Here is a 22,652-nt window from a genome sequence, read left to right as displayed (position 1 = left end):
CCCCCTCATCCCATCCTGGCAGAATTCACAATTTTTGAAAGTTTAACCCAAGCAAGGGTAACCTTCATATGACGCTATAGGATCGCGTCTTTTCGCACCAGGGAGGAAGCAGGGCATGCGCGCAACCGGACGCACGAGACGATGGGGGATCGCTCTGACGATCGCGGGCGCGATGGCACTCGGGGGCTGCGCGGGCGGAGCGCCCGAGCAGGAGGAGTCGACGGGCGGATCCGAGGGCTTCGAGACCGTGACGATCGAGCACGCTCTGGGAGAGGCAGTCATCACGGAGCGCCCGGAGCGCATCGTGACCCTGGGCCAGGGATCCTCCGAGACCGCGATCGCGCTGGGCACGGTACCCGTCGGCGTCGAGGAGTACCCCTGGGGCAGCGACGACTCCGGGTACCTGCCCTGGGTCCACGAGGCCGTGACCGGGGCCGGCGAGGAGCTGCCCGAGCAGTTCACCGGCGGCGAGGAGCTGGACATCGAGGCCATCCTGTCGCTGGACCCCGACCTCATCCTCGCGCCGTGGTCGGGCCTCACCCAGGAGCAGTTCGACCTGCTCACCGACATCGCGCCCACGGTCGCCTACGCCGCGGAGCCCTGGGTCATCACCTGGGAGGAGCAGATCACCGTGATCGGCAAGGCGATGGGCCTGCCGGACGAGGCGCAGGCGCTCATCGACGACATCAAGTCGCAGCTCGACTCGGCCGCCCGCGAGGAGTACGAGGGCGTCACCTTCTCGTACATCTACAACACCGGGCCGGGCACCCTCGGCGTGTTCTTCGAGACCGAGCAGCGCGTGGCCATGGTCAGCGCACTCGGGCTGACCGTCGACCCCGTGGTCGAGGAGCTGCGCGAGTTCGAGGTGGAGGGCACCGACTCGGCGTCGATCGGACTCGAGAACGCGGACAAGCTCGACGGCTCCGACCTGATCTTCACGTTCTACTCCGACGAGGAGAACCGCGCGGAGATCGAGGCGCAGAAGCTCTACCAGCAGATCCCCGCGGTCTCCCGCGGCTCCGTCGTCGCCCCGACCGAGCAGCCCTTCGTGACCGGATCCTCGATCATCAACCCGTTGACCGTGCCGTGGACGCTGGAACGCTTCGTCCCGCTCATCGACGAAGCCGTCGCCCGGCTCGACCGGTGAGGCGAGGCGCGGGCCCCGCACGGCCGAGGGCCGTCCTCCTCGCGTCTGCGGGGCTCGCGCTCGCCGTCGTCAGCAGCCTGCTCCTGGGGGGCAGGCCCACGGATCCCGCCGCCGTGATCGGCGTGCTCGGAGGCGGCGTCGACCCGTATCTCGAGGCGATCGTCGACGCCCGCCTCGACCGCACCCTCATGGGCGTGCTCTGCGGCTCGGCCCTGGCCGTCTCCGGGGTGGTCATCCAGGGCATCACCCGCAATCCGCTCGGCGATCCCGGACTGCTCGGGGTGACGGTCGGCTCGGCGGCGGCGATCGTCACTGCGGCGGCGATCACCGGCTCGGCGATCGGCAGCCGCTCGGTGTGGATCGCGCTGCTCGGAGCGCTGGTGGCGGTCGGCGTCGTCTCCGGCGTCGGAGCCCGCGCGGCCTCCGGCAGCGTGGCGGCGCTGCTGCTCACGGGAGCGGTCGTCTCGGCGGTGCTGAGCGCCTACATCCAGGCGATGATCCTGACGAACCCCGGCGTCTTCGACTCGTTCCGGTTCTGGGTGATCGGCTCGCTGAGCGGCCGCGAGGCGGAGGTCGGCCTCACGATCGCGCCCGCGCTCGCGGCCGGCCTGCTCCTCGCCGCACTGCTCGCGCCCGCACTGAACAACCTCGCGCTCGGCGAGGACGTGGCCACCTCGCTCGGCACCCCGGTGCCGCTCGTGCGCTCGGCGGGCATCCTGTCGGCGGCGCTGCTGGCGGCCGCCGCAACGGCGGCGGTCGGCCCGATCGCCTTCGTGGGGCTCGTCGTGCCCCACCTGACCCGCTCGATCATCGGCGTCGACCACCGGTGGCAGCTCCCTCTCGCGGCGGTGCTCGGAGCCGGCCTGCTGATCGCGGCCGATGTCGTCGGGCGGATCGTCGCCCGACCCGAGGAGATCATGGTCGGCATCGTCACCGCACTGCTCGGCTCTCCGTTCCTGCTGCTGGCCGTGCGACGGGGGTGGGCCGCGAGATGAGCACGCATCCGGGACTCGGCCGGAGCCGGATCCGCCCGCCCTCCGGCGCGGCGCGGTACGGGCTCGGCACCGCTGCGGCGGTGGTCGTCGTCGCGGTGGTCACCCTGACGGCCGGCGACCTCGGGATCCCGCTCGCCGAGCTGCCGGGCGCGCTGCTCGGCGATGCCGAGGGCGCGTCGGCGTTCGTGCTGGAGCGGCTGCGCGGGCCCCGCCTGGCGACGGCGGTGCTCGCCGGGGCGCTGCTCGGCGTGTCCGGAGCGCTGTTCCAGACGGTCACCCGCAATCCTCTGGGCAGCCCGGACGTGATCGGGCTCGGCGCCGGGGCGGGTGCGGGAGCGGCGATCATCACGCTGGCCTTCCCGCTCGTGCCCGCATCCGTCGGCGCCGTTGCCGGGGCCGCGGTGGCAGCGCTCGTCGTCTACATCGCCACCGGCCGCGGCTTCCGCTCGCCCGTGCGCACGATCATCGCCGGCATCGCCGTCGCGGCGCTCGCGTACGCGGTCACGCAGTACGTCGTCAGCACGCATCTGCGCGACGCCGCCTCTCAGCTCGCCGCGTACCTCGTCGGTTCGCTCAACGCCGCGAACCTGCAGGACGTGCTGGTCACGGCCGTCGCCGTCGCGATCGTGCTCCCCCTCGCGGTCGCGGTCGCCCGGGACGCCTCCCTGCTCGAGATGGGCGACGACACCGCCGCGGGCATCGGCGTGGATCCGAACCGCACCCGCACTGCCGCGATCGTGCTCTCGGTCGTCGCCGCGGGCGCGGCGGTGGCCGCCGCCGGCCCGATCTCCTTCGTCGCCCTCACCGCCCCGCAGATCGTGCGGCGGATCGTCGGCAGTTCGGACTGCGCCGTGCTCGGCTCGGCCCTGACGGGCGCATTGCTGCTCGCGGCCGCCGATCTCGCGACGCAGCAGCTGCCGCTCTTCGCGGGTCTTCCGGTCGGCGTGCTCACGCTCGGCGTCGGAGGCCTCTACCTCGGTTACCTCCTCGTGCGCGAGCATGCGAAAGGACGCCTATGACCCCCCGCACCGCCTCCCCCACCGCCCCGGACGAGCGCGGGCTGCGAGCGCACGGCGCCCGCCTCGGCTACGACGGCCGCGCGGTGAGCGACGGCCTCGACTTCACCGTCCCCGAGGGCGAGTTCACGGCGATCATCGGGCCGAACGGCTGCGGCAAGTCGACCCTGCTGAAGGCGCTGACGCGCACGCTGCGCCCGATGGCGGGAGGCGTGCTCCTCGACGGCGTCGACATCCACGCGCTCCGGCCCAAGGCGGTCGCCCGCCGGGTGGCCGCATTGCCGCAGCACCCGATCGCACCGGAGTCGCTGCGGGTGCGCGATCTCGTCGCTCGGGGCCGCCACCCCTACCACTCCCTGCTGCGGCAGTGGCTGCCGGGCGACGCCGAGATCGTCGACGCGGCCATGCGCGCCACGGGCGTCGTCGAGCACGCCGACCGTGCGCTCACCGACCTCTCCGGCGGCCAGCGGCAGCGCGCGTGGATCGCCATGGTGCTCGCCCAGCAGACCGACTACGTGCTGCTCGACGAGCCCACGTCGTTCCTCGACCTGGCCCATCAGATCGAGCTGCTCCGCCTGTGCCAGGACATGCGCGGGGACGGCCGCACCGTCGTCGCCGTGCTCCACGACATCAACCAGGCCGCACGCTACGCCTCGCGGCTCGTCGTCATGCACGCGGGCGCCATCGTGCGCGAGGGCCCGCCGGCCGACGTGCTCGACGCGGCGCTCGTCGCCGAGGTGTTCGGCGTCGACGGCATCATCGAGCGGGACTCGCAGACCGGGGCGCCCGTGATCACGGTGCGGGAGCGTCCCGCTCCCGCTTGACCCGCTCCCACTCGCTCGGGAGGCGCGTGTCGATCAGCCAGCCCATGTAGTCGCGCATGTTCCGCACGCGCTCCCAGGAGCGTCCGCCCTCGCGGACGAACGGCAGCGTCTCCTCCGCCAGGCGCCGCTGCCTGCGCAGGTACTCCTGCTCGGCCGCGAGGAACCCGGCCCACACGTCCGTGTCCATGACGAAGAAGTGGGTCCGCACGTCTGGCACGCGCACTCGCTTCACGAAGCCCCGCCCGACGAGCTGCCTCGTGTACATCGACACGGCGCCCCGGCTGACCCGCAGCTCGGACGCCAGCTCGGCGGCGCTGACGCCCCTCGACTCGTCGAGCAGCAGATAGCCCGCGATCCTTCCCTCGATCCGGGACGCGCCGCCCGCCGCCCAGTGATCCGCGAAGCGCTCGATGAACGCGCTCCTCCAGTCCGCCGGCTCGTCACGCATGCATTCATTAGACCACCTCCCCCGCACCGGCGAGCCGCACTCGCGAGCCGAGTCCTCGATCCGGCGCATCGCGCTCACTCCTCCCCGACGCCCCGGGCCGCGAGCGCCTGGCCCACGAGTTGCGCGTGCGCGACCGTGCGCAGCACGAACGGGATCAGGAGCGCGCGGGGCGCCCGCTCCAGGCCGCGGGCCCGGGCCGCGGTGCGCGTCTCGCGTGCGATCCCCAGGATGCTCGGGATCGAGCGGATCACGAGGGAGAACGCCAGCGCCACGCGCTCGGGGTCGACGCCGAGCCGGCGGAACGGGCGCAGCGCCCAGGAGATGGTGTCGAGCATGTCGGCGGCGGCGGTGCTCGCCGTCACCGCGCTCGCCGCCAGGATCATCGCGAGCAGATCTCCGACCACCTCGAAGCCGTGCTGCCAGCCGCGCTGCCACCACTGAAAGGCGAACAGGGGGATCGCGACGAAGACGAAGCCGCGCGTCGAGATCCAGAGCTCCCGGCCGCGCAGACCCGCCAGAGCCGTCAGCGCGAGTGCGAGCAGCAGCGCGATCGCAGTGCTCGCGACGCCGTGCACCGCGACGACGGCTGCGGCGAAGGCGAAGAGCCCGATCAGCTTCGCCCCCGGGCGCAGCCGGTGGAGCGGGCCGGTGCCCGGCCGGAAGGAGCCGAGCGGGCTCGGCGCGCTCACGCCCGCACCAGCTCGCGGTAGTGGGACACCGCGGCGTCCGGCTCTCCGTCGAACACGACGCGGCCGTCGGCGACGACGAGGGTGCGCTCGGCGCGAGCCGCGAGGTCGAGATCGTGGGTGACGAGGATCACCTGTTGGGGCAGCGACATGAGCAGCTCGCCGACCGACCGCGCGTTGCGCAGGTCGAGCAGGGTCGTGGGCTCGTCCGCGACGAGCACGGCGGGATCGGTCGCCAGCACCGTGGCGATGGCGAGCAGCTGCTTCTGGCCTCCCGACAGGGTGTGCACGCTGCGCTCGGCGAGATGCTCCAGGCCGAAGCGTGCGAGGGCGGCCTCCGCCGCGGCGCGGCGCTCCGCCCGCTTCGGGTGGAGCCGGCGCAGCGAGAGCATCAGGTCCTCCGCAACCGTCGGCATGATGAGCTGCGCGCTCGCGTCGGTGAACACGAAGCCGACGAGACGGCGCACCGCCGCGCCGTCTCGGGCGGTGTCGAGGCGGCTCCGCTCCGCGCGCACCCCCGGCACCGGGTCCGCGCCCGCGGCGACGAGGACCGAACCGGTGGTGGGCTCGATCAGGCCGTTGCAGAGCCGGGCGAGGGTCGATTTGCCCGACCCGTTGCCGCCGATGATCGAGATGCGGCGCTCCGCGAGCACGAGGCTCGTCGGGTGGAGGATCATCGCATCGCCCTCCGGCGCGGGCACGACGACGCTCGCCTCCCGCAACTCGATCATGCCGAAGATCCTACGCCCGATCGGGGGCTGCGGCGGGATCCGCCCGTCCGGCCCCCGCGTCGAGCGGCGCCGCCTCCGCCACCGTCTCCCGGCGGTCCCGATCGCCGAGGAGCCCGGGGAAGGCGCGGTGCACGGCGGTCGCGACGATCGCGGCGAGCAGCGCCTTCACGATGTCGCCCGGGAGGAACACGACGTCGACCAGCGCCGCCTCGGGGAGCGACATGCCGCCGCGCCACGCCAGTCCGAGGATGCCGAGCCCGTGGTTGACCACGACGCCGGCGAGGGCGGCGAGGAAGAGGAGGGCCGCGCTCGAGGCCGCACTGCGGAGGCTGAGTCGCTGAGCGATGAACCCGGTCGCGGCGGCGGCGAGCGGGAAGGACACGAGATACCCGGCCGTGGGGCCGGCGAACGGGGCGAGCCCCGAACTGCCGCCCGCGAACACCGGGATGCCGATCGCTCCGACGGCGAGATACAGGAGCGCGGCGAGGAACCCTCTCCGCGCGCCGAGCACGGCGCCGGTGAGCAGGATCGCGAAGGTCTGCAGGGTGAACGGGACGGGCCCCGCGATCGTGATGGCGGGGAGGATCGCGCTCACCGCGATGAGCGCCGCGAAGACGGCGATCAGCGCCAGATCGGTCGCGGGTCGGCTGCGTCGCCTCCCGGCGGGCGCCGCCGGGAGCTGCGGTTCGTGCTGGGTCATGGTGCCTCCGTGTCGAAGTCGAAATAGATGCGGTGGTGGAGGCGGCAGCCCGGGTTGAACCTCGCGGTGCACGACGGGCAGTCCTCCGCGCTCAGATACTCCTCGATGCGCAGCTCGGTGCGGCAGACGCCGCAGAGCACGGCGAGGCGCCGGAGGTCGGCGCTTTCCCACCTCGCGATCGGATGCCCGGAGGACTCCTCGTGGCACGCGAAGCAGGGGTAGTACTCGCCGCAGCACTTGAACTTCAGCGCGACGACGTCCAGCTCGCTCCGGTAGTGCGTGCAGCGGGTCTCGCTGTCGACCGGTGATCCGAGTATGCGGGGCGTCGCCCCGCTGGCGGGTGCCGCGGCTGTCGTCATCGTGCTTCCTTGGAGAACCTGAACACTGTTCTGGTGAACGATGTTCAGGTTAGCGGTAGAATCGGGTGATGCGCAACACCCGGGCCGACGTGATCGCGGCGGCCCTGCGGGTGCTGGACGAGCACGGGCTCGAGTTCTGCTCGATGCGGCCCAAGTGACACACCCCTTCACAGTCAAGGCTGAGTAGCGCGCGACGACAGTACCCATCCGGCTAGGTCTACTCGCCTCGGGTCGCGACCAACCTGCCTCGCACCTCGCCACGCTTCAACCGCTCGAGTCCTGCGGGAATCTCGTCGAAACCGATCTCCGTCGCAGTGATCTCGAGTCCTAGCTTCATCAATCTCAGCACATCAAGAGTGTCCTCATAGGATCCTCCGAGAGATCCGAGCAGCCTGACCTGCTTCGCAACTAAGAGCGTGGTGTCGATCGTGGCGAACTGCGCCCCCATTCCGACCTGTACCACGGTCCCCTCGTTCCGCACGGCATCGATCGCGGCGGCTGTCGTGGTGCCGAATCCAGCGTAGTCGACGAATACGTCGAGCTGTTCATCAGCGAGCTCGGCCGGTGAAGCGACCACCCGCTTCACTCCGGCCCGGACCGCCAGCGGCCACACGCCCTCGTTGATCTCGACCGCGTGGACCTCTGCCCCGAGCATGACGGCCATTTTCGCAGCGGTGAGCCCGAGCCCGCCGAGCCCGATGATGCCGACTCGCGTTCCTGCACCCACGTCCCCGACTCGCAGAGCCTTGCGAGAGGTCTGTCCGGCATCGGTCGCGGCAGCGCCCTGGACGAAGCTCACCCCTTCAGGGATGCGGACCAGAAGATCTTCCTTTGCGAGCACCTTCTCTCCGAAACCGCCGTCGGTGTTCAGGCCGGGCGCATCCAATCCGAGCCCTGCGATCGCGACGCGTTCCCCCACCTCCCATCCCATGACTCCGGGGCCGAGCTGTTTGATCGTGCCCGACACCTCATGACCGAAGATGATGGGCGTGAAGGCCAGCATCGAGGCGTTGATGCCCTCCATGAACCCGACGTCGCTATGGCAGAGTCCGGCGGCCCGGGTCTCGACGACGACTTCCCTCTCGCCCGGGACTGGATCCTCCTTCTCCACCAGCTTGAGCGGCGCACGTGGTTCGATGAACTGCCAGCCTCTGAACATCTCAGTCTCTCCTTCTGATTCTTGCCGGCCGCATGAGTGCCGCCGATCACCTGCTGCGCTGCCGAGCGGTCAGAGCAGAGCTTGAACGGTGTTCCGCAGTGCCGCACACACCACTTCGCAGAAAGCTTGGCATCCGATGCGAATTCGCGCTCCGCCGCGCAATCTCCAATACGCTGCGGTGGGTCGCAATCCCATCCCTCGAGGCGCCGATCAAACCACTGATGTAGTCGAGAATGAAAAGATCACCCGGCTCCGGCCATGCGGTACCCGCCCGATGTTCATCGCCCCGACTCCTCACCTGACGCCCTACGCCTCAGCTTGCAGACGCACCAGCGTTTTTCCGATGTTCGCTCCGCCGAGCATTCCGATGAATCCCTGCGGTGCGTTCTCTAACCCGTCGATGACGGTTTCGTCGACTGTCAGCATCCCACGCTCGAACCAGTGGGACACTTCGCTCCGGAACTCGCCGAAGTCGTCCGTGTACATGCGAGCCAAGAAGCCTCGCAGGGTCAGTCCCTTCTCGATCGCCGAGAAGAGGCGCGTCACCCCCTTCGATGCTCCGGTCCCATGGTTGTAGTTCTCGATCTGCCCGCACAGCGCCACACGCCCGCCGGGTCGAAGCGACTCGAGTGCCGCATCGAGATGCTCTGCGCCAACACTGTCGAAGTACACATCGATGCCATCGGGGGCCGCCGACCGCAACGACTCGCCGATCGGCCGCGTTCGATAGTCGAAGGCGGCATCCGCGCCCAGCGCACCGGTCAGACGACGAACCTTCTCCGACGTTCCGGCACTCGCGATCACCCGGGCGCCCCGAAGCTTGGCGAACTGAACCGCGAGGCTTCCTACCGCGCCTGCGGCGGCAGAGACGAACACCGTCTCCCCGGGTCCGAGTTGAGCGACCTTGAACAGACCGGCCCATGCGGTGAATCCGCTCGCCCCCAGTACGCTCAAATGATGCCGGGCATCGATCGCCCCGCCGACCCCTACCGGACGGGGCGATGTCCAATCCGACCCATCTGGCACGAGCACAGCGTGCTCGCGCCACCCGCATGCGTGATGCAGCGTGTCACCGACAGTGAAGTCGGGATTCGATGACTCGACCACGGTTCCGACGGCCCAGCCGTCGAGAGGCGCCCCGATTCGGTACGGCGCGAAGTAGCTGGATTCGCCGCCGCTCATCCGTATCCTCATAGACGGATCGAGGGAGAACCAGCTGTTCTCCACGAGAACCGCTCCTCGCTGAAGCGCGGGAACGGGCTGCTCGACCACGATGAAATCATCGGGATCCGGCATTCCCTCGGGGAACCGGCGAAGCGCCACAGCTCGGGTCACGCTCACGCGCTCCGCCGTCACCTTGCAGTCACCTGTTCGAGCACCCGAGCGACCTCCTCAGGCATGCGTCCCTCCACGGACGGTCCCGCGATCGCGAATGTGACCGGACATGATCGATAGGTCTCGGCAAGCCACTGCAGCAGGTCCCGTTCCGCAAAGGAAGCCGCATAGCGCAGTGGGCCGCCCAGCCATTTGGGAAAAGCGAAGCCCTCGGTCAGCGCCACGTCGATATCGCTTGCCCGCCGAGCGATTCCCGTATCGACGATGCTCGCAGCGGCGCACAGCATCGAAGCGAGGATCCTGGTCTGAATCTCCGCCGATCCCAGCGCTCTCGGGAGGATCCCCCGCGCTGAACGCTCCCGATCGATGATGGCTTCGACCACGGGGTCCGGTTCGCCTCTCCGCGCGCCTTCGGGGTATGCGTACCAGCCGGCTCCCGTTTTCCGCCCCAGGCGGCCCGCCTCGCAGAGCAGGTCCGGAATGCGCACATACCGCTGCCTCGGATCACGGATCCCGGACAGGCGTTTCCGCCTCGCCCATGCGATGTCCAATCCGGACATGTCGCCAACCGCGAACGGGCCTATCGGCAGGCCGAGTTCAACCATCGCCGCGTCCACCTCCTGGGGCAGTGCCCCGTCCTCGATCAAGAACTCGGCCTGCGAGCGGTAATCGGCGTAGACGCGATTCGCGACGAAGCCGTCGCCAACTCCAGCAGGAATCGGCACCTTCCCCAGCTTCGAGGAGATGACGGCGAGCGTGGCGATAGTGGAGTCATCGGTTCGACCACCGCGGATGACCTCCACCAGGGGGTTCCGATCAGCTGGGTTGAAGAAGTGCAGGCCCCCGAAGCGTTCCGGCTTCCGCATTCTGCTCGACATCTCGTCGAGATCCAGATACGAGGTATTGCTCGCGATCACTGCGTCGTCACGCAGGATCCCCTCGAGCGAGTGCAGCAGTTCCTGCTTGACTCGCATATCCTCGAAGACCGCATCGACGACGAAGTCCGCGTCGGCCAGATCGCGGATCTCGGCGGAGGCGCTCAGTTCCGGTGAATCTGCCCGCAGGCGGTCTCGTGCTTCACGGTTGAGATCGAACACCGTGACAGCGAAGCCCCTGCTGTGGAAGGCACGGGCAAGAGCCGCCCCCATCGTTCCTGCTCCGGCGATACCGATTCGCTTGACTCGAATCGGGGCAGCACCACTTCGCAACCCTCCGGCCGCCGCCCTTCTGGCGAAGAACAGGTAGCGCAGGTTGGCCGCCTCATCTCCCGAACGAAGCCGGTTGAAAATCCGACGCTCCTCGAGCAGCGCGTCGGAGGCATCGATCTCGAGTCCGCGTCGGACCATTTCGACGGCCATGCGGACGTTCGGACGTGCACGTCGGGAGATCTGCTCGATCGCGGAGTCGACCTCCGTGGGGTCGAAAACCGGAGGCGTCAGGTCTCGGAGCCGCCGCTTCTCGGCCAACCCCGCGGCGTGAGCGATCGCGGCCTCGCGGAGTTCACCATCGACCACCCGATCGAGGATCCCGAGTTCGAGCGCCTCCTCCGCCTCCACGTGACGCGCGGACCCCACGAGATCGATTGCAGGCAACGCGCCGACGAGACGGCCGCTGCGGACGGTGCCACCCGCACCCGGGATCATGCCAAGCGTCACCTCGGGGAAGCCGACCTTTGCGCTGCCGTCTCCGACTCTTGCATCGCATCCGAGCGCGAGTTCGAACCCGCCGCCGAGGGCGAAGCCGGTGATCGCCGCGACCACCGGCACCCGGAGCCCCTCGATCGCCGCGATCACCGCAGGGAGCTGCGGTTCTTCGAGCGGGCGATCGAACTCGCTGATGTCGGACCCCGCGTAAAAGTGCGGGCCTGCGGAATCAATCACGACACCGGTGAGCTCCTCATGCCGGTCGATTGCGGCAATGGCTTCCCTGAGATCACGGCGGAGGGTGATGTTGCCCATGTTCACCGGTGGGTTGTCGATGGTCAGCACTGCGATGGTGCCCGACCACGTTGTCGAGACGGTTGTCATGGCTTCCTTTCAATGGCCTTCCCGAATCCCACGTCTCCGCAGCACTCGCTCAAGTCATTTTAACCAATCATTTGTTTGAAATATAGAGACGTCGATGATCATCGCGAAAGACTCGCCCGGCGCTAGAGCATCGCCATCGCGTTCGCGGGCGAGCTGACCGCACCACGCAGGTGCAGAGGAACCGATACGAAGAAGAACTCCCACCTCCCCTGCTCCTCGCATACCTTCGAGAGTCTCGAAAGATCGAGCAGCTCCATGAGCGAGATGCCGAGCGCGGGCAGCAGGCGCCGGTGGAGCGAACCGACCTCCCGCGACCCGGGCGCATTCTCCACCGCGGGGTTGTCGGCTCCGATGAGGGAGAGGCCAGAATCCCAGAGGAACTCGGCCATGCGCCCATCCGCGCGCAATCCGTTCCAAGCCCCGACACGCTCGCGCGCGTCAGCACCCAGTGCGAGGAAGCGCTCAGTCCATCCGGTTCGCACCAGCAGAATATCGCCGCGTTCAATCGCGACGCCCTGTGCCCCCGCTATGGCGAGCAGATCGTCCACGGTGATCTCCGTGCCGCGGAACGGGTCCACATCATTGCCGTTCCTCTCCCAGAAACGAGCCGCGTCGAGCAGCACACCGCGCCCCGCGATCCCCCGCTTCGCCCAGTGGTGCATTCCCAGACGCTCTCGAGCCTGCGCAATGTCCGGGCATCCGGCGTAGTAGCCGTATTCCCGAGCCCGCACGTGAGCGAGCCCGTCGAGCTGGGTCGAGGCCTGAGGGTTGAAAGCGTCCACCACGTCTTCAGCATCGAGTCGGGTCGCCTCGACCACGCGATGCCGCATCCGATCCCGCCCGAACAGGGGCGGGTCGAATGCGTCGACAGCCAGGTTGAGTGGAACCGTCACACCGGCGGAGACCAGTTTCGCGCCGGCGACCACCTGATCGGCCTGGGCGAATGCCAACGCCCCGAGTTCCTCGGGCAGCTGCCCCCAGGAATGCCGCACGCCCAGATCACCCAACTCGGGTAGCTCCGCGTATCGTGGCGGACGCTTCTTCACCGGGCATCCTCGATGTCTGGGACTCCCTCTCGCTGAAAACGCTCGATCGCCCCGCTCACACCGGATTCCTTGATCCACTCCTGGACCTGCAGGACTTCCGGAGTGAGATGGAGGAGCGCATCCGTTTCGGCGCCAGTACGAGCGTAGGTGAGGAGGCCCTGCAGTTCGATGATCCGGTTGATCGCTTCTTTCTTCAGTCTGAGCAGGTTGCCCGGGGTGCGGGCGATCGAGTACGCCAGTTCGCGGACATGCTCTTCCAGTTCCTCAGCGGGGACGGATTCCGCCGCCCAACCCCAAGCCGCCGCTGTTCGCCCGCTGATTCTGCGACCGGCGTCAAACGACATCAGCTTCGCGCGCTTCGGCCCGACGAGGTGCACCCAGAGCGGAGACAGGTAGCCTCCGCCGATCGGGATCGCGGGCGAGGCCATGATCTTCGCGTCATCCGCAACGATCGTGATGTCGGCCATCGAGGCGAGTTGCGCTCCTCCGGCTGCGCAGTAGCCGTGCACGGCCACGATGACCGGCTGCTCGTGCCTCCAGATCCGGGTCCACAGCTCAATATTCGAGAGGAGGTGATCACGGTCCTGCACCGGCCCGCGCGACGCAGCATATCCGATCTCCTCCGAGTCTGCCGAGAGATCGTAACCCGCGCAGAACGCACGCCCCGCTCCCCGGATGACCACTACCCGATTGCGGGTGCCCTGGAGCTCGGAGAAGGCATGATCGAGTTCCGAGAGCAGCGCATCGTTCATCGCATTCAGACGCCTCGGACGGTTGAGCGTGATCCAGGCCACCGGCCCGTCGTGCTCGAGAAGAATGTTCTCGTAGTCCATGAGGGCTATCCCGTCCGCGCGAGGCTGAGACTAAACTCGGGCGTGCTCACCGAGAAGGACGTCGCAGAGGAGGATTCGGCGATGAGATCATTCAGGGAGTTGACGATATGGTTCGCGGAGCGACGAGGATCCGTCTCGATCGGGCCTTTGGCGATCATCTTGTCGACCTCCTCGTCCGACATCATGAATCGGATCAGGAACTCCTCGTCGGAAATGCCCTTCGGGAACGCCGACCGGAGTTCGGCGAGACTCGGATCCGGCCGCTCCCATGAGGCTAGCTTCTGGGCTCGCGGACTCGACAGGATCCTATCCCTCACGTTGTCGTCCATTCTGCCGTGCAGTGGTCCATAGTGACCCAGCGCGTAATGCACCACCTCTTCGGGAACGATGCTGTACGGATCACCGGTCACGATATTGAGGACGGCTTGGATGCCGACGAACTGGGAGAACGGGGTGGCCATGATCGGCTCTCCCAGATCGACTCGGACCCGGGGGATCGCCTCGAGGACGTCGGGGAGCCGGTCGCCCATTCCGTGCCGTTCGAGCTGATTGATCAAGGTGCCGGTCATGCCCCCTGGCAGCTGATGATCGTATATGCGCGGATCGTACTCGGCAGGCACACCGAGCAGGTGCCCGCCGGCCTCCGCGGCTCGGACGAAGCTCCCTGCAACGGGTTCGAATGTGCTCGCGTCGAGGCTATGGGTGAATCCCATGTGCTCAACGATCTCGACCATCATCTCCGTCGAGGGCAAGGAGGCGCCATTCGCAAGGGGACGGGAGGCGGTGTGCAGCCGGTTGAAACCGCTCTCGAGCGCAACGATGTAGTTGTGCTGGGCGAGACCGGTCGTGTTGTGCGCGTGCATCTCCAAGGGCGTATCCCCCACGGCCGATCGAATCGCGGGGAGCAGCGTCCGAGCCCGATCCGGTTTCAGCACGCCGGCGGCATCCTCGACGTAGATGGACTCGACCCCTTCCCAGGTCGACATGCGTGCTGCCCGCTCCGCGAAGAAGGCGTCGTCGTGAACGCTCGTGAGCCCGTACATGATCGCCGGAACCGGCTGGCCACCGGCCTCCCGCACTACATCGACCATGTGTTTCATCGTGTCCATGTCGTACAGGCAGTCGTACAGCCAGAAGCTTGTCGCCCCGTGTTTCACGAGAGTCTGAATCCAGAGGTCGAGAACCGCCTGTGGCGTCGGAGCGAATCCGACGGCGCTGATGGTGCGCAGGCCCGAGCGCAGCTCATTCCCGCCGAGTCCGGCCACAAGGAAGTCGAGCGTGGCCCAGGGATCGTCGAAGTACTCGCGCAGGAGCACGGTGAACATGCCTGCCCCGGTCAGGTCGATGGTGCGGTAGCCGCCCCGTGCGAGATAGGGCAGCGCCTCAGCCGCTTCATATGCGCGCATCCGCATTCCCCAGAGGCTCTGCTGCCCGTCCCGGATGGACTGCTCGACGAAATCTACATGAGTCATTACCGTCCCTTTTCGGTCTGCGTCCAAGCAGGAAGAAAGCGCTCCTCCAGCCACTTCGTGGTGATCGGCCGAGACCGGAAATCCTCGTCCGCCATCAACGCCAGGTGCACGTCCGCAGTGGTGCTCACGCCACCGACCTGAACCTTCCTCAGTGCCCTGGCCATGAGCTCAATCGCTTCGTCTCGCGAGGGCGCGTGCACGATCAGCTTCGCGAGCAGTGAGTCGTAGTAGGGCTGCACCGTTGCCCCTTCGAAGCCGTAGCTGTCGACGCGCACTCCGGATCCCTGCGGCATGGTCCAATGGGTGATGCGGCCGGGAGAAGGCAGAAAGCCCTCTCTCGCGTTCTCGGCGTTGAGTCTGCACTCGATCGCGTGCCCGTCGAGCCGCACATCGTCCTGGGAGACGGAGAGCGCCAACCCGTCGGCGATTCGAAGCTGCTCGCGCACGATGTCGATGCCGCTCACCAGTTCGCTGACCGGATGCTCTACCTGCACTCGGGCGTTCACCTCGAGGAAGATGAAGGTCGCTTTCGCGACATCCACGAGGAACTCCACGGTGCCGGCTCCCTCGTAGTCGAGCGCCCTGGCCAACCTGACCGCGGCGTCTCTGATGTCCTCGACCAGCTTCCCGGGAAGTCCTTCACTGGGAGCCTCTTCGACGATCTTCTGGTAGCGCCGCTGCGCGGAGCAGTCGCGCTCTCCGAGATGCACGACGTTGCCATGCCGATCGGCGAGGACCTGCACCTCGATGTGACGGGCGTTCTCGATATAGGGTTCCATGTAGACGGTGCCGTCCCCGAACGCCTTCTCCGCCTCCGAGCTCGCCCTGACGAAGCTCCCTTCGAGGTCGGTGGCCGCGCGGATGATCGTCATGCCCCGACCACCACCGCCGGCCGATGCCTTCAGCAGCAGAGGGTAGTTGTCGAGTTGCTCAGCGGCACGGATCGCTTCCTCGAGGGAGGAGAGCCCCGGTGTTCCAGCACCCGTCGGAATGCCGACGTTCTCCGCGACTTCGCGCGCGCCGAGCTTCGACCCCGCCCTCCGCATGACCTCAGCAGGCGGCCCGACGAAGGTGACTCCCGCCTCCGCACAGGCCTCTACCAGTTCGGGACGCTCCGACAGAAATCCATAGCCGGGATGCAGCGCATCGCAATCGCTGGTCACCGCCGCGCTCACCACGCGAGCGATGTCGAGATAGCTCTCCCCGGCCGCCGCTGGCCCGATCACGACGACACGATCAGCGAGGCGAGCGGCGAGCGAGTCGCGGTCGGCATCGGAGACGACCAGTACGCTCTCAAGACCCTCGTCGAAACAGGCGCGCACGACTCGCACCGCGATCTCGCCACGGTTCGCGACCAGTACTCTGCGCATCCGCCCTAGTCCTCTTCGGCAATCGTGAAGAGCGGCGTGCCGAACTCGACGGCCTGCGCGTTTTCGGCGTGGATTTCCAGCACCGTGCCGGAGAACTCGGCGGTGACGCTGTTCATCAGCTTCATGATCTCCACGATGCAGAGGGTGTCGCCCTTCTCAACCCGCTGACCCACCTGCACGAAAGGCTGGGCTCCCGGCTCCGGGGCGCTCCAGAAAACGCCGACGCTCGGTGCCGCCACCAGGGTTCCCGCTCCCGGCGTGTCGACCGTGGCCTGCGGAACCGCCTGAGCGGCTTCGGAGGCGTCGGGCCGAGAGGAAGGTTCGGATGCGGGATTGGGCGCAGGCCTCGCTGCCGATGCCTCGGAAGCAGGCCCGACCGCAAGCGGGGCCGCAGCACCGTGCCTGCTCACGGAGATGCTCACGTCTCCGACGACGATCGTCGCAGTGTCCCATTCGGACCGGTGCAGCGCCTCGACGATGCTCTTGATATCTGAGGGTGAGAGAGACAACTCTGGCTCCTTGTCGATGGATTCGATTGCGAGTAGATTGCTTCTATTAATCTACCAATCGATTGGTAAATAATATCGCAATGTCCGCGTTTCCGCAATGCACGGGCACCATCTTCGAACGGGTGCAGCCCGGACGCACTAAGACGAAACGAATGCAAGTGGACGTATCGGCGAACCGGTGCCTCCCCCGAGCCTGAGCGGTGCGGCCGCGAAATAGAATCTCTCGACCCCATCCGCTGCGAGCCCCTCGAGATTCAGGGATTCCATGATCGGGACCCCGTTCTCCACGAGCAGGTGGACATGGACGGACAGCGCTACCTCATCCCACTCGGGTTTATGCTCGAAATTGACGGTGTCGGCACCGACCGCCCGCACTCCTCGCCGGCTGAGCCATTGCGCCCCCGAAAGCGAAACACCCGGAATCCCTCGGTCGACCTCACCCCGGTAGCGCGGGCTGTCCTCCCAGAACTGCATCCAGCCCGTTCGAAAGACGACGATATCGCCCTGCACGGGCTCAGCCCGTCGAGCGAACCACCGCTCGAGCTCCGCGGCGCCGAAGCCGTCGGCTGGTGTCATCGCCCGTTCAAACAGCTTGACGCCGTCGACGAGGTGGCCGGGCCCGAACAGCGGAGGCAGTTCTTCGACGGAACCCGCCGCGACACCGGTGTATTCGCCCTGACGCCCCGCTACCTCGCGGTCGCCGAACACGCACCCATCCAGCGAGACATGTCCGGGCGCATCCACATGAGTGCCGACATGGGCCCCCATGCTGATCTTCTCCATCGCGGCGGAGATCCGTGCACCGTACATGTGCTCCCCGTGCTGCTTCGAGAGCTCGTAGGAGAACGGTGGATGCGACGAGTGATGCGTCATGCCGACCTCGAGCCGAACCGCAAGGTCGTATACTCGCCTCGCGCTCGAAACGGGCCAGGGCACCCTCCCCTCCCAGAACGCACCGCCCCAGTTCTCCGTCGGTGGCGTACCGGCCATGATCATCCATCCTCTCTGACGGGTTCCTCCAGACGCGCGACGCTGTCTGCGGAGACTCTCTGCACGATACGCTTGGTGGACGTTACATGCATCTATATCGTACCAAACAATCATTCGGTTAATTATTGCGTCACCGCAACTGGGCCGCTATTGTGCCAGGTACACGAGAGTGAGATGGAGGAAACCCGCCGTGGCGGTTTCGATACAGAGCGAGAAAGCACCTCCTGAAGAGAAGAACGGGAAGACACGGGAGCGGCGCAACCGCAACGATAGCGTCATCGATGAGGCCATCGCCGTGATGTCGGAGAAAGGGTACGCCGCGACGTCGATACAGGAGATCGCCGATCGCGTAGGTGTACTCAAAGGCAGCCTTTACCACTATTTCAGTTCCAAAGAGGAACTGCTGTTCCGCATTATCGAGAAGTCCCACCAGGACACTTCGAGGATCAGCGCCGAAGTCGGGGCCCTGGACCTTCCTCCGCTGGAGCACCTCCTTGAGCACATTCGTCGTACGAGCGAATGGTTCCTTCGGAATCGGGAGCGTGCTCATATCTACTTCACCGAGGTGCGCAACCTGAGCGGGGAACGCCATGCGGAGGCGATCCAGTGGGGCCGGATGTTCGAAACCGACGTCAGTGCACTCGTCACCGCAGGCCAGGAGAATGGCACGATCCGGGACGACCTCGACCAGCGGCTCGTCACGCGCTACATCATCGGAACGATGAACAACCTGCGCTCCTGGCCGAGCCGACCGGGCAGCAAGAAGCAGTTCGGCAACGACCAGATCGTCGACGCCGCGGTCACCCTGATTGCCGATTCCATTCGAGCCGGGAGCGACTAGGGAGCAACGCGGCCGGGGCTACGCCCGGGCGTCGGTGAGGGGCAGACCGACCAGTCTCGAGAGAGTCTCGAGGTCGATCTCATCGAAGATCTCGGTGACGCGCAGGCCATCGGGTCCCGGTTCGAAAACAGCGTGGTCACTGTAGACTCGATCGACGCAGCGCGTAGCGGTGAGCGGATAGCTGCACTCATCCACGAGCTTGCACGCGCCCTGCTTAGTAAAGAGGTCCATAACGACATAGACGCGTTTCGCGCCGACTGCGAGGTCCATTGCACCGCCGACCGATGGGATTGCATCCGCCGCATCGGTGCGCCAGTTGGCCAGATCTCCCGAACGCGAGACCTGGAACGCTCCCATCACGCAGAAGTCGATATGTCCCCCGCGCATCATGCCGAAGGAGTCCGCGTGATGGAAATATGAGGCACCCGTCTTCTCGGTGACGTATATTTTTCCCGCATTGATCAGATCCGCGTCCTCGGATCCCGGCGCGGCCACCCCACCCATGCCGAGCATGCCGTTCTCCGTGTGCAGCACGATCTCCCGGTCCGCGGGCAGATAGTCCGCGACGAGTGTCGGGACGCCGATACCGAGGTTCACGAATGACCCGTTTGGTATGTCCTGTGCTACTCGCGCCGCGAGTTCTGAGCGTGAGAGCCTCATGCGGACGCCTCCTGGTTCCTGGGATGGCCGACCTCGATGACCTGATCGACGAAGATGCTCGGCGTGACGACCGCTTCGGGATCGAGTCCTCCGAGCGGGACGACCTCATTCGCCTCGACGATCGTCACGGTCGCAGCCGATGCCATGATGGGGCCGAAGTTCCTCGAGGTCTTGCGGTACACCAGATTGCCCCAGGGATCTGCCTTGAACGCCTTGACCAGGGCGAAGTCACCGCGGATGGGGTATTCAAGCACGTAGTCCCGGCCGTCTATCACGCGCGACTCCTTCCCTTTCGCGAGTTCGGTGCCGTAGCCGGTCTGAGTGAAGAAGGCCCCCACCCCGGCACCGGCCGCACGGATTCGCTCGGCCAGCGTTCCCTGCGGCACCAACTCCAGTTCCAACTGGCCGGCCAAGTAGAGATCCTCGAAGACGGTCGAGTCGAACGCACGCGGGAACGAGCAGATGACCTTCCGAACTCGGCCGGCCTCGAAAAGCCGTCGGATTGCCTCGCCGCCAGCCGCGGCATTGTTGTTGACGACGGTGAGGTCGGTGGCGCCGTGACGGACCAGTGCTTCGATCAGTTCCACCGGCTGCCCCGGAGGGCCGAAGCCGCTCACGAGCAAAGTGGCTCCGTCGAAGATGCCGGCGACCGCTTCATCGGCGCTGGCGACGCGTTTGTCGATCATGTCGTTCCTCCTCGAGAGTGATGAGTCTGGGTCGGCGGACCTCCGGCTCGCCGCCGCGGGGACAGTCGGGCGCCCACTACCGACCGACCTTTCCGGTCAGGGCGGCGATCGGTCGCAAGATGACCGGGCGGGCGAGCAGCCATGCCGCCGCCATCGCGGCGACCGCTGCGCCGAAGATGAGGAAGCCGAGCCACCCCGCCTCTTCCTGCGCCGCGAACATGTGGTTCAAATTCTTCCGCGCACCCGTGGTGAACACCAGAAGCACATGGACGAAGACGAAGACGCAGAAGTAGATCATCACGGGGAAGTGCATCGCTCGCGCCGCTTCGATGGGGTAGATCCGATTCAGACGCTGCGCGTTCCTCGGCCATGCTCCCGACATGCGGATCCCGGTCAGCATGGACAGCGGCGCTGCGATGAACACTGTCACGAAATATGCGATCACCTGCACGCTGTTGTAGTTCACCCAACCGTTTTCGACCGGCCAGTCGAAAGCCGCGTACTGCAGGAGAGCGGAAATCGCGTTCGGGAAGATCTCCCAACTCGTCGGCACGATACGCATCCATTGCCCGGTGGAGAAGATCAGCACGAAGAACACGAGACCGTTCAACACCCACAGGGCATCCATCGTCAGGTGGAACCAGAGATTCAGGCTCATCCTCGTCGGCGGGTTCTTCGTGCGGATCATCCCGTTGTTATTCCTCGTCCAATACGCCGCGGGACGCTTCACCGATCGGACCTGCAGACCGGTTCGAATGATCAGCAGCATGAAGAATGCGTTGAGGAAATGCTGCCAGGCGAGCCAGACCGGGATACCCTCCGGCGCGGAATCGGGCAGTTCGGTGATCCCCGGGAATCGCACGACGAAGCTCGCAACGGGGGGGAGCTCCAGCGCCCATTTCGCGATGAGCACCACCGCGAGAACCACGACGAAGCCGATCGGGATGATCCAAAGCAGCTTGCGCAGACGGCTCTTCTCGCGTCCGGTCACGATCGGTCCTAGCCTCTTCGTCGCTCGATGGCTTCGATGAGCTGCGGCACCACGACGAACACATCTCCGACGATGCCGAAGTCCGCGATCTCGAACATCGGAGCGTCCTCGTCCGTGTTGATGGCGACGATCGTCTTCGAGGTCTGCATACCGGCTTTGTGCTGAATCGCTCCGGAGATCCCCAACGCGATATAGAGGTCCGGAGAGACGGTCGTGCCGGTCTGCCCCACCTGGAAGCTCTGCGGCCGGAAACCGGAGTCCACCGCGACGCGCGAGGCACCGACGGCTGCCTCGAGGACGTCAGCCAGCTGCTCGACGAGAGCGAAGCCCTCCACGGATCCGAGGCCGCGCCCTCCGGAGACGACCCGAAGTGCGGTGCGGAGATCAGGACGTTCGCTCATCGCAGCCGCCGGCTCGATTGAATCGATGACGGCGGCCGGCTCGCGGACCGCGCCGAGAACGAGCGGGATCACGGTCGCGGAGCGCGGTTGCGGGGCTCCGGTCACCGATCCTGGCCGCAATGTGATCACGGCGAGTTCCGAGCTGGCGCGTGACACCACATCGTATGTTCCTCCGAACACCGAGTGTCGGGCGAGGATGCCTTCCCCGCCGGCTTCCACCCCGACGGCGTCGAGGAGCACTCCCGCCCCGCGTCGCGCCGCGACCCGCGCGACGGTCTCACGAGAGTGGTCCGTATGAGCGGCCAGGATCGCCGAGGCCCGCGACTGCTCGACCGCGAGGTCGAGCGCGTCGGCGTGCACACCCTCGAGAATGCGTGACGCATCCTCCGCTTGCGCGGAATAGACCCGACTCGCCCCGAGTTCTCCGAGACGCCTCGCGACGTCATCGCTCTCGTTCGGCGGTGTGACCACGACCGCCTCCGGGTCTCCCAGCTGGGAGGCCGCGAAGAGCAGGGAGCCCGTCGCCGGATGGAGACCGCCGAGAGGGGAGAATTCTGCGTATACGAGAATGCTGCTCATGATCGCTCCTTACTAAAGCAGGTTCCGGGAGGCGAGGAAATCTGCCAGCTGTCCCGCCGCGCTTCCATCGTCCGTGATCCGCACTCCTGCGGCTCGGGCCGGACGTTCCACGACGCTGACCACTTCCGTGGCGGAGGCTCGGCCGTCGACTCCGAGCTCAGCGAGTGAGATGAGCTGCAGCGGTCGCTTCTTCGCCGTCAGCGTGCCTTTGAAGCTAGGGAAGCGAGCTTCCGGCACCCGTTCCGTTACGGAGATGACGCTGGGGACGGGGGTCCGCACCCTCATAGTGCCGCCCTCCACCGTTCTCGTGCCGACGATCTCCTCACCTCGGAGTTCGACCGAGTCCAGGTAGTTCGCAGCGGGGAGGCCGAGCCTCTCCGCGATCATCGCGGGGAGCACTCCCCCGCGCCCGTCGGTGCTCTCGTTTCCGGCGATGATGAGGTCGAACCCCTCCCGCCGCAGCAACGCGGAGAGTATCTCCGCGGTTCTCAACGCGTCTGCTCCCGCCGCTGCGGGATCGACGATGTGAAAGGCGGCCTTGGCTCCCATCGCGAGCGCTTTCCGAATAGATTTGGTGGCGCCGTCAGGAGCCATCGTGACCGCGAAGACCTCCACGCTCCTGTCCTGATCCTGCAGGGAGAGCGCGACCTCGAGTGCCCGTTCGCTGATCTCGTCGATCACCGCGGCGCTCGCGCTCCGGTCCACACGTCCGCTCGACGCGTCCATGTGCCGCTCCCCGTAGGTATCGGGGGTCTCTTTCACCAGTACGGCGATCTTCACAGCCGTGCTCCTTCGCCTTGCTCCGGACCTCGATGCGTCGCATCGTCCGGTTCTCGATTCCGTGACC

General features: G+C 66.8%; 24 protein-coding genes. 5 read left to right on the top strand and 19 right to left on the bottom strand.

Features of this window, described 5'->3' with window-relative positions:
• The first annotated feature begins 115 nt into the window (after positions 1 to 115).
• From J4H92_RS05815 to J4H92_RS05800, 4 genes are read left to right on the top strand one after another with little or no spacing between them, the layout of a single operon-like run.
• On the top strand, positions 116 to 1,147 hold the full coding sequence (locus tag J4H92_RS05815; RefSeq protein ID WP_208097065.1) for an ABC transporter substrate-binding protein: 1,032 nt from the start codon (positions 116 to 118) through the stop codon (positions 1,145 to 1,147).
• Positions 1,144 to 2,142, top strand: coding sequence for an iron chelate uptake ABC transporter family permease subunit (locus J4H92_RS05810; RefSeq protein ID WP_208097063.1), 999 nt, complete (start codon positions 1,144 to 1,146; stop codon positions 2,140 to 2,142). The genes J4H92_RS05815 and J4H92_RS05810 overlap by 4 nt, the downstream gene beginning before the upstream one ends.
• Positions 2,139 to 3,161, top strand: coding sequence for a FecCD family ABC transporter permease (locus J4H92_RS05805; protein WP_208097060.1), 1,023 nt, complete (start codon positions 2,139 to 2,141; stop codon positions 3,159 to 3,161). Before J4H92_RS05810 ends, J4H92_RS05805 begins: the two co-directional genes overlap by 4 nt.
• Positions 3,158 to 3,982, top strand: a complete 825-nt coding sequence (locus J4H92_RS05800) for an ABC transporter ATP-binding protein (RefSeq protein WP_208097059.1) — start codon at positions 3,158 to 3,160, stop codon at positions 3,980 to 3,982. The genes J4H92_RS05805 and J4H92_RS05800 overlap by 4 nt, the downstream gene beginning before the upstream one ends.
• On the opposite strand, the gene J4H92_RS05795 is transcribed toward J4H92_RS05800, so the two are convergent.
• From J4H92_RS05795 to J4H92_RS05725, 14 genes are all read right to left on the bottom strand, one after another.
• Positions 3,951 to 4,430 carry a GbsR/MarR family transcriptional regulator gene (locus J4H92_RS05795; RefSeq protein ID WP_208097058.1) on the bottom strand — a complete coding sequence of 160 codons (480 nt, stop codon included), beginning with the start codon at positions 4,428 to 4,430 and terminating at the stop codon, positions 3,951 to 3,953. The two genes, J4H92_RS05800 and J4H92_RS05795, sit on opposite strands and share 32 nt — an antisense overlap.
• Before the next feature lie 74 nt (positions 4,431 to 4,504).
• Positions 4,505 to 5,119, bottom strand: coding sequence for a CbiQ family ECF transporter T component (locus J4H92_RS05790; protein WP_208097057.1), 615 nt, complete (start codon positions 5,117 to 5,119; stop codon positions 4,505 to 4,507).
• Positions 5,116 to 5,847, bottom strand: a complete 732-nt coding sequence (locus J4H92_RS05785; protein ID WP_208097056.1) for an energy-coupling factor ABC transporter ATP-binding protein — start codon at positions 5,845 to 5,847, stop codon at positions 5,116 to 5,118. Before J4H92_RS05785 ends, J4H92_RS05790 begins: the two co-directional genes overlap by 4 nt.
• Before the next feature lie 10 nt (positions 5,848 to 5,857).
• Complete coding sequence (locus tag J4H92_RS05780) at positions 5,858 to 6,547, bottom strand: biotin transporter BioY (protein WP_208097055.1); 690 nt, start codon at positions 6,545 to 6,547, stop codon at positions 5,858 to 5,860.
• The gene (locus J4H92_RS05775) at positions 6,544 to 6,906 is read right to left on the bottom strand and encodes a CHY zinc finger protein (RefSeq protein ID WP_208097054.1); all 363 of its coding nucleotides are present in this window, start codon (positions 6,904 to 6,906) and stop codon (positions 6,544 to 6,546) included. The genes J4H92_RS05780 and J4H92_RS05775 overlap by 4 nt, the downstream gene beginning before the upstream one ends.
• A gap of 217 nt (positions 6,907 to 7,123) precedes the next feature.
• Entirely contained in the window at positions 7,124 to 8,065 is a 942-nt protein-coding gene (locus J4H92_RS05765) for an alcohol dehydrogenase catalytic domain-containing protein (RefSeq protein WP_208097053.1), read from the bottom strand.
• 306 nt (positions 8,066 to 8,371) lie between these two features.
• Positions 8,372 to 9,388: an NADP-dependent oxidoreductase gene (locus J4H92_RS05760; protein WP_341783017.1), complete on the bottom strand. Its 1,017-nt coding sequence runs from the start codon at positions 9,386 to 9,388 to the stop codon at positions 8,372 to 8,374.
• A 29-nt stretch (positions 9,389 to 9,417) separates the two neighbouring features.
• Positions 9,418 to 11,427 carry a 3-hydroxyacyl-CoA dehydrogenase NAD-binding domain-containing protein gene (locus J4H92_RS05755; protein WP_208097052.1) on the bottom strand — a complete coding sequence of 670 codons (2,010 nt, stop codon included), beginning with the start codon at positions 11,425 to 11,427 and terminating at the stop codon, positions 9,418 to 9,420.
• 122 nt (positions 11,428 to 11,549) lie between these two features.
• Positions 11,550 to 12,473, bottom strand: coding sequence for a cyclase family protein (locus J4H92_RS05750; RefSeq protein ID WP_208097051.1), 924 nt, complete (start codon positions 12,471 to 12,473; stop codon positions 11,550 to 11,552).
• A complete protein-coding gene (locus J4H92_RS05745; protein ID WP_208097049.1) occupies positions 12,470 to 13,306 on the bottom strand; it encodes an enoyl-CoA hydratase-related protein in 837 nt (278 codons plus the stop codon). The genes J4H92_RS05750 and J4H92_RS05745 overlap by 4 nt, the downstream gene beginning before the upstream one ends.
• Positions 13,307 to 13,311: 5 nt before the next feature.
• On the bottom strand, positions 13,312 to 14,778 hold the full coding sequence (locus J4H92_RS05740; RefSeq protein WP_208097046.1) for a hypothetical protein: 1,467 nt from the start codon (positions 14,776 to 14,778) through the stop codon (positions 13,312 to 13,314).
• Positions 14,778 to 16,148 (bottom strand): acetyl-CoA carboxylase biotin carboxylase subunit, encoded by a 1,371-nt coding sequence (locus J4H92_RS05735; RefSeq protein ID WP_208097044.1) that lies wholly within the window; start codon positions 16,146 to 16,148, stop codon positions 14,778 to 14,780. Before J4H92_RS05735 ends, J4H92_RS05740 begins: the two co-directional genes overlap by 1 nt.
• Positions 16,149 to 16,153: 5 nt before the next feature.
• Complete coding sequence (gene accB / locus J4H92_RS05730) at positions 16,154 to 16,657, bottom strand: acetyl-CoA carboxylase biotin carboxyl carrier protein (protein WP_208097042.1); 504 nt, start codon at positions 16,655 to 16,657, stop codon at positions 16,154 to 16,156.
• A 138-nt stretch (positions 16,658 to 16,795) separates the two neighbouring features.
• The gene (locus J4H92_RS05725; RefSeq protein WP_208097040.1) at positions 16,796 to 17,647 is read right to left on the bottom strand and encodes a cyclase family protein; all 852 of its coding nucleotides are present in this window, start codon (positions 17,645 to 17,647) and stop codon (positions 16,796 to 16,798) included.
• Positions 17,648 to 17,837: 190 nt separating this feature from the next.
• On the opposite strand from J4H92_RS05725, the gene J4H92_RS05720 reads away from it, so the two are divergent.
• Positions 17,838 to 18,488, top strand: coding sequence for a TetR-type transcription factor C-terminal domain-containing protein (locus J4H92_RS05720; RefSeq protein WP_208097038.1), 651 nt, complete (start codon positions 17,838 to 17,840; stop codon positions 18,486 to 18,488).
• Between the two features lie 18 nt (positions 18,489 to 18,506).
• Here J4H92_RS05720 and J4H92_RS05715 read toward each other — a convergent pair whose 3' ends face one another.
• The 5 genes from J4H92_RS05715 to J4H92_RS05695 form a co-directional block, all read right to left on the bottom strand.
• Positions 18,507 to 19,148, bottom strand: a complete 642-nt coding sequence (locus tag J4H92_RS05715) for a 3-oxoacid CoA-transferase subunit B (RefSeq protein WP_208097036.1) — start codon at positions 19,146 to 19,148, stop codon at positions 18,507 to 18,509.
• Entirely contained in the window at positions 19,145 to 19,834 is a 690-nt protein-coding gene (locus J4H92_RS05710; protein ID WP_208097034.1) for a 3-oxoacid CoA-transferase subunit A, read from the bottom strand. The genes J4H92_RS05715 and J4H92_RS05710 overlap by 4 nt, the downstream gene beginning before the upstream one ends.
• 76 nt (positions 19,835 to 19,910) lie before the next feature.
• Positions 19,911 to 20,828 carry a cytochrome b/b6 domain-containing protein gene (locus J4H92_RS05705; RefSeq protein WP_208097205.1) on the bottom strand — a complete coding sequence of 306 codons (918 nt, stop codon included), beginning with the start codon at positions 20,826 to 20,828 and terminating at the stop codon, positions 19,911 to 19,913.
• Between the two features lie 5 nt (positions 20,829 to 20,833).
• Positions 20,834 to 21,805 carry an electron transfer flavoprotein subunit alpha/FixB family protein gene (locus J4H92_RS05700; protein WP_208097032.1) on the bottom strand — a complete coding sequence of 324 codons (972 nt, stop codon included), beginning with the start codon at positions 21,803 to 21,805 and terminating at the stop codon, positions 20,834 to 20,836.
• A 12-nt stretch (positions 21,806 to 21,817) separates the two neighbouring features.
• Complete coding sequence (locus J4H92_RS05695) at positions 21,818 to 22,585, bottom strand: electron transfer flavoprotein subunit beta/FixA family protein (RefSeq protein WP_208097030.1); 768 nt, start codon at positions 22,583 to 22,585, stop codon at positions 21,818 to 21,820.
• Between the last annotated feature and the right edge of the window lie 67 nt (positions 22,586 to 22,652).

It is taken from the genome of Leucobacter weissii, assembly GCF_017565745.1.
GTDB classification, from domain to species: Bacteria; Actinomycetota; Actinomycetes; order Actinomycetales; family Microbacteriaceae; genus Leucobacter; species Leucobacter weissii.
Note: the sequence above shows the minus strand (reverse complement) of the source record. Positions and strands in the feature narration are given on the sequence as shown.

Excerpts from the sequence above, each read along its gene's own strand:
- J4H92_RS05765 (WP_208097053.1), bottom strand. The coding sequence starts at position 8,065 with ATGTTCAGAGGCTGGCAGTTCATCGAACCACGTGCGCCGCTCAAGCTG.
- J4H92_RS05725 (WP_208097040.1), bottom strand. The coding sequence starts at position 17,647 with ATGGCCGGTACGCCACCGACGGAGAACTGGGGCGGTGCGTTCTGGGAG.
- J4H92_RS05805 (WP_208097060.1), top strand. The coding sequence starts at position 2,139 with ATGAGCACGCATCCGGGACTCGGCCGGAGCCGGATCCGCCCGCCCTCC.
- J4H92_RS05745 (WP_208097049.1), bottom strand. The coding sequence starts at position 13,306 with ATGGACTACGAGAACATTCTTCTCGAGCACGACGGGCCGGTGGCCTGG.
- J4H92_RS05755 (WP_208097052.1), bottom strand. The coding sequence starts at position 11,427 with ATGACAACCGTCTCGACAACGTGGTCGGGCACCATCGCAGTGCTGACC.
- J4H92_RS05785 (WP_208097056.1), bottom strand. The coding sequence starts at position 5,847 with ATGATCGAGTTGCGGGAGGCGAGCGTCGTCGTGCCCGCGCCGGAGGGC.
- J4H92_RS05780 (WP_208097055.1), bottom strand. The coding sequence starts at position 6,547 with ATGACCCAGCACGAACCGCAGCTCCCGGCGGCGCCCGCCGGGAGGCGA.
- J4H92_RS05795 (WP_208097058.1), bottom strand. The coding sequence starts at position 4,430 with ATGCGTGACGAGCCGGCGGACTGGAGGAGCGCGTTCATCGAGCGCTTC.
- J4H92_RS05700 (WP_208097032.1), bottom strand. The coding sequence starts at position 21,805 with ATGAGCAGCATTCTCGTATACGCAGAATTCTCCCCTCTCGGCGGTCTC.
- J4H92_RS05710 (WP_208097034.1), bottom strand. The coding sequence starts at position 19,834 with ATGATCGACAAACGCGTCGCCAGCGCCGATGAAGCGGTCGCCGGCATC.
- J4H92_RS05800 (WP_208097059.1), top strand. The coding sequence starts at position 3,158 with ATGACCCCCCGCACCGCCTCCCCCACCGCCCCGGACGAGCGCGGGCTG.
- J4H92_RS05815 (WP_208097065.1), top strand. The coding sequence starts at position 116 with ATGCGCGCAACCGGACGCACGAGACGATGGGGGATCGCTCTGACGATC.
- J4H92_RS05775 (WP_208097054.1), bottom strand. The coding sequence starts at position 6,906 with ATGACGACAGCCGCGGCACCCGCCAGCGGGGCGACGCCCCGCATACTC.
- J4H92_RS05740 (WP_208097046.1), bottom strand. The coding sequence starts at position 14,778 with ATGACTCATGTAGATTTCGTCGAGCAGTCCATCCGGGACGGGCAGCAG.
- J4H92_RS05735 (WP_208097044.1), bottom strand. The coding sequence starts at position 16,148 with ATGCGCAGAGTACTGGTCGCGAACCGTGGCGAGATCGCGGTGCGAGTC.
- J4H92_RS05715 (WP_208097036.1), bottom strand. The coding sequence starts at position 19,148 with ATGAGGCTCTCACGCTCAGAACTCGCGGCGCGAGTAGCACAGGACATA.